Raw genomic sequence first — 10,062 nt, 5'->3', positions numbered from 1 at the left:
ACTGAATTTAAAAATATTCCAAACGACCAGAAAAAGGATTTTGGGCAGGTAATCAATACTTTAAAAGCTGTTGCTGAAGAAAAAGTAAGAGTTATTCAAGAAGAGCTTGAAAGCAAAGAAGAGTCTAAAGGAATTTTTGGCGATTTAACGCGTGCTGCTGAACCAGTAATTATTGGTTCTCGCCATCCGATTTCTATCGTTAAAAATCAGATTATAGATATTTTTGCTAATATCGGATTCAATGTTTCTGAAGGACCAGAAATTGAAGACGACTGGCATAACTTTACAGCATTGAACTTGCCAGAATATCATCCGGCACGTGATATGCAGGATACGTTTTTCATTCAGACAAACCCAGATGTTTTGTTGCGTACGCATACATCATCTGTTCAGGTGCGTTATATGGAAAATCATAAACCGCCAATTCGTACGATTTCTCCAGGACGCGTTTTCCGTAACGAAGCGATTTCATCTCGTTCTCACTGTATTTTCCATCAAGTGGAAGGATTGTATATTGACAAAGATGTTTCTTTTGCTGATTTGAAACAAACGTTACTTTATTTCACAAAAGAAATGTTCGGAAAATCTAAGATTCGTCTTCGTCCGTCATATTTCCCATTTACAGAGCCAAGTGCTGAAATTGATATTTATTGGGGACTAAAAACAGAAACCGATTATCGTATCACAAAAGGAACTGGTTGGTTAGAAATTGGAGGTTGCGGAATGGTAGATCCAAACGTTTTGAAAAATTGCGATATCAATCCAGATGAATACAATGGTTTTGCTTTCGGAATGGGAGTAGAGCGTATTGCAATGCTTTTATACCAAATAGGAGATATTCGTATGTTCTACGAAAATGATGTTCGTTTCTTAGAGCAATTTAAAGCAAATATTTAATTTAAGTCATAAAGTTGTAAAGTCGAAAGTCAAAAGTCTCAGAGTGATGGCTTTTGACTTTCGACTTTCGACTTTAAAACTTTTGACTCATATGAAAAAAGATATAATAATTCCAGAAGTTGAAAACGTGTTTCTAGCCGCAGTGCAGGAATGGAGCGACGATTTTATGGAAAAAGTGTGGTACGCTTATTTAGTAAATGATAGTGATTTTAACTTAGACAGCGTAATGGTAGTTTCAAAAGCATTTGGAACTATTGATGGAGAGATGAAAAAAACATCAATTCTACGTCATGCTTTTGTTGAGGTTCCTTCGGTTTCTGTTGTGAAGATAGAATTAGTAGAAAAGAGCCTTTTAGCGCTTAATAACGAGTTTATGGTGACTTTCTTTATCGGAAATACTTTATACGATAAGAAGTTTATTTTTAAAGCCAATTCGCTTGACGAAAACAAAACGGAAGAAGTGCCGATTTTGTTTGTTGAAGGAATAATGGTAAAATAAGAAATTCTAAGAATTACTATTAAATCACGATCCTCTATGGTCGTGATTTTTTATTTAAAAAAAATAGTTGTCAATTTTTCGGTTGCAGAAGGCTTTCGTTCAAAAGTACTTTTGTCAAAACTAAAAGAGTAAAATATGGCAACAAGATTTGAAGAATTCAAAAAACTGCACTATAATGAAATTCCGCTTTTACTTGGAAATGTATGGAATGTTCAAAGTGCGCTGCAATATGAGGAATTAGGATTTGAAGCGCTTGGAACTTCAAGTGCAGCAATTGCTTCTGATTTAGGTTATGACGATGGCGAAAATATGCCTTTTGAGGATTATTTTTTTATGATTCGAAGAATAAAATCAGCTGTAAAAATTCCTTTAAGTATAGATTTGGAAGCTGGTTATGGTGATACTGTTGAGGAAATAGTTGCAAATATTTCGAGATTGCATGAAATTGGAATAGTTGGAATTAATATTGAAGATTCGGTTGTTATCAACTCAAAAAGAGAAATAACAGAAACGGAATCTTTTGCGGCAAAATTAAAATCAATCGTAGAAAACTTAAAAAAGAAAAACATCGACATGTTTATAAATGTACGTTCTGATGTATTTCTTTTGGATTTACCGAACAAAATAGAAGAATCTAAATACAGATTAAAACAATATGAAATGGCTGGCGTTGACGGTATTTTTCTTCCGTGTATTACAAATGAAAATGATATAAAGGAAATTGCTGAAACGACAAAACTACCCCTAAATATAATGTGCATGCCTAATCTTCCTAATTTTGAAAAGCTAACTTTATTAAGAGTAAAGCGTATTAGTATGGGGAATTTTGCAAATGCCTTTCTAAATAAACAATTAGAAAAAGTTACTTTACAGTTACTGGAAAGAAATAGTTTTTCTCCCATTTTTGAATAATTGGTTATGGAACTTACAGACGATATAATGTATCAGGCCGCAGTAAATAAAGACACTTCTTTTGAAGGAGTATTTTTTACTGCAGTTAAAACAACCGGTATATTTTGCAGACCAACTTGTACAGCTAGAAAACCAAAAAGAGAAAATGTAGAATTTTTTACCAGTTCAAAAGAAGCTATTTTAAAAGGATATCGACCTTGCAAAGTTTGCTTTCCATTAGAAAAATATAATGAGACGCCTGATTTTATAAAAGAGATTTTAAAAGAGCTTTCAGAAAATCCAGCTCTAAAATTCAAAGATGCCGATTTAATCCAACGCGGAATTGAACCGAGTAAAATGCGACGATGGTTTTTAAAAAATCATAAGATTACATTTCAAGCTTATCAAAGAATGTTTCGTATTAATAGCGCTTTCAAAAAGATAAAAGAAGGAGAAAGTATTACTTCAACAGCTTTTGACACGGGTTATGAATCTTTGAGTGGTTTTAATGATTCTTTTAAATCGATATTTGGCTTTTCTCCTAAAAACAGCAAAGTGCAAAATATAATTGATCTCAAAAGAATAGAAACTCCGCTCGGAACGATGTATGTCTGTGCAGTAAAAGAAGGAGTTTGTTTGCTTGAATTCACAGACAGAAAAATGCTGGAGACAGAATTTAAGTCATTGGCAAAAAGATTGAATGCTTCAATTATTCAGGGAGATAATATCCATTTTGAAATTTTAGAAGAACAGTTAAAAGAATATTTTGAAGGAAAGAGAAAGAAATTTACAGTGCCGATTTTCTCTCCAGGATCTGATTTTCGAAATAAAGTTTGGACAACACTGCAAAATATACCTTATGGAGCCGTGAGAACATATAAAGAGCAGTCTATTGCCATTAATAAACCAGAAGCAATTAGAGCTGTAGCTAATGCAAATGGCGCGAACAGAATTTCAATACTTATTCCGTGTCATCGGGTTATAGGTTCAAATGGAGAGCTGACAGGATATGGAGGCGGATTATGGCGCAAGCAATGGCTTTTGGAACTGGAGAAAAAGAATGTTGAAAGATAGAGGAAAGGAGAAAGAGACAAGAAGCAAGAGTAAAGATTTTTATTTCAAGATAAAAAAAGAGCCAAACTGAATTAGTCTTGGCTCTTTATTCTATATTCTTTAATTAATTAGAGTCTTTACTCTTGCTTATTGTCTCTTTTCACTAAAAAAAACTAATCCAAAGACTCGGTCAATTTTTTGAAAACCGTTTTTGCATCTTTTCCTTCGTATAAAACAGCATAAACAGCGTCTATAATTGGTGTTTTAGCTCCGTAACCTTGATTTAGTTTATAAGCACTTTTTGTTGCATAATAACCTTCGGCAACCATACTCATTTCCATCATGGCACTTTTTACGGTGTAACCTTTTCCAATCATATTTCCGAACATTCTATTTCTAGAGAAAACAGAATATCCTGTAACCAATAAATCGCCTAGATAAGCAGAATCATTAATGTTACGTTTCATTCGGTGCACTTTTCTGATGAATTTCTTCATTTCGCGAATAGCGTTACTCATTAAAACCGACTGGAAGTTATCGCCATAACCTAAACCATGTGCAATTCCGGCAGCAATAGAATAAATGTTTTTTAGCATTGCAGCATATTCAGTTCCGATGATATCGTCTGAAATTTTTGCTTTAATATAATTTCCAGAAAGTGATTTTGCTACAACTTTGGCTTTATCAGGGTCGCCACAAGCAATCGTCAAATATGAAAGTCTTTCTAAAGCTACTTCTTCTGCGTGACAAGGACCTGTAATAACTCCAATATTGTAATATGGAATGTCGTATTGAATATGGAAATGTTCGCCAACAATTAAACTAGTTTCAGGAACAATTCCTTTAATCGCAGAAAAAATAATTTTATCTGATAAAGAAACCGTCATGTTTTTTAATTCGGCATCTAAGAAAGCCGATGGAATTGCAAAAATGATATAATCTGCATATTCTATCGCTTCGTTTATATTATTGGTTAATTTGAGTTTTTTGGTGTCAAATTCAACAGAACTTAAATAGTTTGGATTGTGTTTGAATTTCTCGATATGCTCGATAGCGGCATCATTGCGCATGTACCACGAAATTTCAGAAAGATTTACACATAACATTTTTGCAATTGCCGTTGCCCAGCTTCCTCCACCAATCACTGCAAATTTTAAATTTTCGCTCATTATTTTAATAATTTAAAACAAAAGTACTTAATAATGTGCTAATAAAGCAAAATCTGCTTTAAGAAATTTTGAAACCACGCTTTAATTGCAATGACTTTCAAGAAGTTTAAGAATAAAAATATTTTTTTTAATAGCTAAACAATAAAATGATCTCACTTGCGTTATAACAATTTATAAATTAGAATTTTAATGAATTTAAAAAAAATTGAGTTAGTTAGTTTTGTTTTAGTATTTTGAAAAGGCGTTCCTAAACTTGTTAAGAACGCCTTTTTTAATGAAATTCCAATAAAAAAAATCCAAATTCCAAAAGTTTAAAATTGGGATTTGGAATTTTAAAATTTGGAATTTATCTTAATACGAAAGTTCAACAATAGATCTTACTTTATCTAAAGTTATTAATTGTTTTTCTCCTAAACCTTTCCAACCTCTTTCTTCAAAACGATTAACGATAAAATCGGCTGTTTTAGAATAATCTTCTGTGTACTGAGAAAGTTTAGTATCCATTCCCATTGTATGAAAAAATTCAACAGTTTTGTTAATGGCTTCTTTTGCCACTTCTTCGTCAGAACCAGTTAGGTTGAAAATTCTTCTTCCGTATTGTGCCAGTTTTTCTTTTTTGCTTTCAAACATTACATGATACAAACTTGGGCCAATAATAGCCAAAGTTCTCGCGTGATCAATTTCGTAAAGCGCTGTCAATTCATGGCCAATCATGTGCGTTGCCCAATCGCTCGGAACACCTTTCTGAATTAACCCGTTTAAAGCCATTGTACAGCTCCACATAAAATTAGAAGCCAAAGTATAATCGGTTGGGTTTTTTACAACACCTGGACCAACTTGAATTAGAGTCTGTAAAATTCCTTCGGCAATTCTATCCTGAAGAAAAGCATCAGTTGGATACGTTAAATATTGTTCCATTACGTGTGTGTAAGCATCTACAACACCATTTTCGATTTGTCTTTTTGGTAAAGACGAAATTACTGTAGGATCACAGATTGAAAACTGCGGAAATAAAGCACTTCCTCCAGAAGATAATTTCTCTTGAGTTGCTTCAATTGTTACAACATATCCAGAATTCATTTCGCTTCCCGTTGCTGGCAGGGTTAAAACGGTTCCGAATGGCATTGCATTTTCTTTAATCAAAATCCTTTTTTGAAGAATGTCAATCGGATTTCCTTCAAAATTAACAGCTGCCGAAATAAATTTAACGCCATCAATTACAGATCCACCACCAACAGCAAGAATAAAATCGATTTTTTCTGCTTTGATTACATCAACGGCTTTCAGTAAAGTTTCAAATCTTGGATTTGGTTCGATTCCGCCAAATTCTACAATTTCAAAACCTTTAAGATTATTGATTACTTGATCGTAAATTCCGTTTTTGAAAATACTTCCGCCACCATAAGCCAAAAGCACTTTTGCGCCTTTTGGAACTAAAGTAGAAAGTTTTTCAATTTGTCCTTTTCCGAAAACTAAATTCGTCGGATTGTATAATTCAAAGTTTAGCATTTTTTTTAGTTTCTAAGATGCTAAGCTACTAAGCTACTAAGTTTTTTGTTGAAACGTAGAATCTCAGAACTTAACATTGTGATTTATTAATTTTTATTTGCAATTAGTGAATGAGAGATTGAGTTTTTTTTGGTTTTTAGAAGAACTTAAAACCTTAGCATCTCAGTCCCTTTTATTTTAACTCTTGTAATAATTTTGCAGCTACCAATTTGGATGATGCTGGGTTTTGTCCCGTGATTAAAAGTCCGTCGGCAACAGCATAAGGCTGCCAGTTTGCGCCTTTAGAAAAAATTGCTCCGTTTGATGCTAAAGCATCTTCCAATAAAAACGGAACTACTTTTGTCAATCCAACAGCTTCTTCTTCTTCATTAGTGAAACCGGTTACTTTTTTACCTTTTACTAAATACTCTCCATTTACTTTTACGTTTTTCAAGACGGCAGGAGCGTGACATACAAAAGCGACTGGTTTATTGTGTGTGTAAAAAGATTCAATTAAAGCAATTGAACTTTTATCTTCAACCAAATCCCAAAGCGGACCATGACCTCCTGGATAAAATACAGCATCGTAATCTTTTTGGTTAACCGTAGAAAGTTTTAGTGTGTTTTTTAATTTTTCTTGTAAACCTTTATCAGCATCAAAACGTTTGGTGTCTTCAGTTGCCGAAGCGGGATCGGCACTTTTTGGATCAATTGGCGGTTGGCCTCCAAGAGGAGATGCAATTGTAATTTCAACTCCTTGATCTAAAAGTTCATAATATGGCGCAGCAAATTCTTCTGACCAGAATCCTGTTTTTTCTCCTGTATTGCCCAGTTTGTCATTGCTGGTTACAACAAATAATACCTTTTTCATACTCTTTTTATTTGATTTTTGAGCTTCAGCAGAAATGCTTACAGCTGTAAATGCAGTTATTGCGAATAGTGTTATTTTTTTCATATGTATTAAATTTTGAACAAATTTACAGCTAATGTGATATCAGTAAAAATAAAATAAACTATGTTTGTTATAAACAAATTTATATCATGGTAAATCTAGAATGGTACAGAACTTTTAAAGCAGTTTACAAAAACGGTAATTTTTCAGTGGCTGCGAAGGAATTATTTATGAGTCAGCCTGCGGTTAGTCAGCAGATTTCAATGCTTGAAGCACACGTAGGAAATAAATTGTTCAATCGGAAATCTAAAGGAGTAGAACCAACTGAATACGCTAAGTTACTGAATAATTTGATAATAGACGCATTAGATCGTCTCGAAAGTGTTGAAGTTGGCTTTAGAGCAAAAGCCGAAGATGCGAACCGATTAATTTCTGTTGGAATTTCAAAACATCTTTTTGACTGTGTTGGTAATCTATTAATTGCTAAGTTTGATTTAATCGATTTTACTTTTGCAGAAAACGATGAACTTTTTGCATTGGTAGATGCTAAAAAATTAGACTTTGCTATAACAACAAAAAGATTTGACACTTTTGATACTACTTACGAGATTGTCGGAAAAATAAAATTGATTTTGGTTGCTCCAGTAAGTCTAGATATAACCGAATTTCGCCAAAAATTAAAAGCAGACAATTATACAGAAATAGAGCAATGGCTGAATACGCAGAAATGGTATAGTCATGACGCACGTATTCCGCATATAAAATTATTTTGGTTGCATGCTTTCAATAAAAAAAGACCTTCTATGGTGCCTAATTATATTATTCCTTCAGAATCTGAAATGCTTAGGCTTTTATCTAAAAATGATGGGGTTGCTGCTACTTGGAACTGTAACGCAAGAAATTTTATCAAGGAAAATAAGTTGCAGTTGTTATGGAACAGTTTTCATGTGCCAGAAGAATTTGTGTATTTATTAGCTCCAAAAAATAATAACTTAAAGTCATTTTTTGATATTATTGAAAAAGAACTGAAATTGTTTTTTGGAAATAGATTGTAGTTTTTTTATTTTTATTAATTGAAATTCAGGTGTTTAATGGCCTTTGTGAAAAAAAATAACTTTGAGTTGAGTAAATTAACTTCTAAAACTAGATTGATTATGAGAAAGATTGCAACATTTTTGGTACTTGCGACAGTTTTATATACTAGTAATTCATGCAGTAAGCATGATGACGAAGCTATTGTAGATTGTTTTGGAGATTCTATATTAACAGAATTAAAGCATTCGACAGATGGTACAAATTCAAAAATAATAAATTACTCCATTCAATATGCTGGAAGCAATACCGTAACTTCTGTAAAATGGACTTTTGGAGATGGAAAAACAGAAACCATAAATACTTCAACCGGAGCTGTGTCGCATACTTATAGTGCCGCAGGAACTTTTGAAGTTAAAGCAGATGTAACGCTAAAAAAAGGCGATGGGAGTTGTACTGTTAGCCCAAAGAAAAGTGTAACGGTGAACTAAAATACTGCTTGTAAAAATAGTAATGAGGATCAACTTTGTAATTTATTGCATAAGCATAGATTACAAAGTTGATCCTCATTCGTTATATTTGTTTGATAGGATTGAGGATTATGGAAAAATTACAAAATATTAGAACTGCTGTAGATGCGATAGTTTTTGGCTACAAGAACAATGGTTTATACGTGTTATTGATTGAGCAAAAATTTGGTTCGGCAGATAAATATTGGGCATTGCCTGGAGGTTTGGTTAAAAATGATGAATCTTTAAGCGATGCAGTTATTCGTGAATTACATGAAGAAACGAATGTGCAATTGACTTTTATGGAACAGCTCTATACTTTTGGAGATGATATAAATAGAGATTCTAGAAATCGCGTTATTTCAGTTGCGTATTATGCGTTGGTTGAAGCTTCAAACTTAGAAATAAAAGCCGATACAGATGCTGAAAGAGTACAATGGTTTAAAATTGACGAAATTCCGCCTTTAGCATTCGATCATAATTTAATTTTAAAAAAAGGTATAGAAAGATTGAAAGCGAAATTAACTTATGAGCCAATTGGTTTCGATTTACTTCCAGATGAATTTCTGTTTTCAGATTTGGAAAACCTTTATTGTACCATTCTAGAAAAAGAAATTGATCGCAGAAATTTTAGAAAAAAAATACTAAGCTTCGGTATTTTAGAGCAAACAGATAATTTTTCACCTATAAAAAGCGGAAGACCTGCTAAATTATTTAGATTTAATAAATTGAAATATAGAGATTTAGCTTCTAAAGGTTTTCACTTCGAAATAAAGTTTGCGTAATTTTTACACAAAATAAATTGTTTATTCAAAATTAAATTCTACATTTGCGTATAATTAACGCAAACTAAAAAACTATGATACTAAATCTCGACCCAAAATTCGCTCCATTTCAAAATCAGGAAGAAATTAAATTTCAAAGTTTTACTTTCTCTGGAGGAGAACCACACATCAAAATCGCTCCAGACTTTGATGCAAATAGAAAAGTAACCATTACGCATAGATTAAATTCATTCAACGATTTAGGTTTGTTGTGTGTTACGGTTGACGCTTTACGCAGAATGGATGTTAAAATCATAGATCTTTTCATTCCGTATTTTCCAGCAGCGAGACAAGACCGTGTTATGATTCCTGGTGAGCCTTTATCTGTAAAAGTTTATGCTGATATAATCAATGCAATGCAGTTGAACAAAGTATTTGTTTTTGATGCGCATTCTGAAGTTACACCAGCTTTGTTGAATAATAGTACTGTGATGCCAAATTATACTTTTATAAAAGAAGTTTTAAATAGAATAGGCGAAAACGTAAAATTGATTTCTCCAGATGGAGGAGCTTTGAAAAAAATCTATAAAGTATCTGAGTTTTTAGGAGGTGTTGAAGTTGTAGAATGCAGTAAAAGCCGTGATGTAAAAACAGGAAAATTATCTGGTTTTAAAGTTTACAATGATGATTTGCAAGGAATGGATTGTTTAATTGTAGATGATATCTGCGACGGAGGAGGAACTTTCGTAGGATTAGCCGAAGAACTTAAAAAGAAAAATGCGGGAAAATTATACTTAGCAGTAAGCCACGGAATTTTCAATAAAGGTTTTGAAGTTTTAAACTGCTTTGATGGAATCTTTACAACCAA

The 10,062-nt window shown here is 32.8% G+C and carries 11 protein-coding genes; 8 read left to right on the top strand and 3 right to left on the bottom strand.

Translation table 11 applies throughout. The annotated features are described in order from the left end of the window. The 4 genes from pheS to B3J44_RS24225 form a co-directional block, all read left to right on the top strand. On the top strand, positions 1 to 897 hold an 897-nt coding region (pheS, locus tag B3J44_RS00890; RefSeq protein ID WP_286964990.1), incomplete at its 5' end, for a phenylalanine--tRNA ligase subunit alpha. 91 nt (positions 898 to 988) lie between these two features. Continuing rightward, positions 989 to 1,396, top strand: coding sequence for a hypothetical protein (locus B3J44_RS00885; protein ID WP_111287353.1), 408 nt, complete (start codon positions 989 to 991; stop codon positions 1,394 to 1,396). A gap of 135 nt (positions 1,397 to 1,531) precedes the next feature. Further along, positions 1,532 to 2,308, top strand: coding sequence for an isocitrate lyase/PEP mutase family protein (locus B3J44_RS00880; protein WP_286964989.1), 777 nt, complete (start codon positions 1,532 to 1,534; stop codon positions 2,306 to 2,308). 6 nt (positions 2,309 to 2,314) lie between these two features. Then, positions 2,315 to 3,361: a methylated-DNA--[protein]-cysteine S-methyltransferase gene (locus B3J44_RS24225; protein WP_349678278.1), complete on the top strand. Its 1,047-nt coding sequence runs from the start codon at positions 2,315 to 2,317 to the stop codon at positions 3,359 to 3,361. A gap of 152 nt (positions 3,362 to 3,513) precedes the next feature. Here B3J44_RS24225 and B3J44_RS00865 read toward each other — a convergent pair whose 3' ends face one another. The 3 genes from B3J44_RS00865 to B3J44_RS00855 all read right to left on the bottom strand — a co-directional run bounded on the left by B3J44_RS00865 (position 3,514) and on the right by B3J44_RS00855 (position 6,952). Beyond that, a complete protein-coding gene (locus B3J44_RS00865; RefSeq protein WP_198855283.1) occupies positions 3,514 to 4,509 on the bottom strand; it encodes an NAD(P)H-dependent glycerol-3-phosphate dehydrogenase in 996 nt (331 codons plus the stop codon). A gap of 351 nt (positions 4,510 to 4,860) precedes the next feature. After that, positions 4,861 to 6,018, bottom strand: coding sequence for an iron-containing alcohol dehydrogenase (locus tag B3J44_RS00860; protein WP_198855284.1), 1,158 nt, complete (start codon positions 6,016 to 6,018; stop codon positions 4,861 to 4,863). A gap of 172 nt (positions 6,019 to 6,190) precedes the next feature. Beyond that, complete coding sequence (locus B3J44_RS00855; protein ID WP_286964988.1) at positions 6,191 to 6,952, bottom strand: type 1 glutamine amidotransferase domain-containing protein; 762 nt, start codon at positions 6,950 to 6,952, stop codon at positions 6,191 to 6,193. A gap of 86 nt (positions 6,953 to 7,038) precedes the next feature. Between B3J44_RS00855 and B3J44_RS00850 the strand changes: the two genes are divergently transcribed. From B3J44_RS00850 to prs, 4 genes are all read left to right on the top strand, one after another. Next, positions 7,039 to 7,944, top strand: coding sequence for a LysR family transcriptional regulator (locus tag B3J44_RS00850; protein ID WP_286964985.1), 906 nt, complete (start codon positions 7,039 to 7,041; stop codon positions 7,942 to 7,944). Positions 7,945 to 8,043: 99 nt separating this feature from the next. Further along, a complete protein-coding gene (locus B3J44_RS00845; RefSeq protein WP_286964983.1) occupies positions 8,044 to 8,412 on the top strand; it encodes a PKD domain-containing protein in 369 nt (122 codons plus the stop codon). A 110-nt stretch (positions 8,413 to 8,522) separates the two neighbouring features. Next, positions 8,523 to 9,215 carry an NUDIX hydrolase gene (locus tag B3J44_RS00840; protein WP_286964982.1) on the top strand — a complete coding sequence of 231 codons (693 nt, stop codon included), beginning with the start codon at positions 8,523 to 8,525 and terminating at the stop codon, positions 9,213 to 9,215. A gap of 74 nt (positions 9,216 to 9,289) precedes the next feature. Further along, on the top strand, positions 9,290 to 10,062 hold a 773-nt coding region (gene prs / locus B3J44_RS00835), incomplete at its 3' end, for a ribose-phosphate diphosphokinase (protein WP_286964981.1).

The organism is Flavobacterium sp. UBA4854 (genome assembly GCF_002399805.1).
Taxonomy (GTDB): Bacteria; Bacteroidota; Bacteroidia; order Flavobacteriales; family Flavobacteriaceae; genus Flavobacterium; species Flavobacterium ginsengisoli.
Note: the sequence above shows the minus strand (reverse complement) of the source record. Positions and strands in the feature narration are given on the sequence as shown.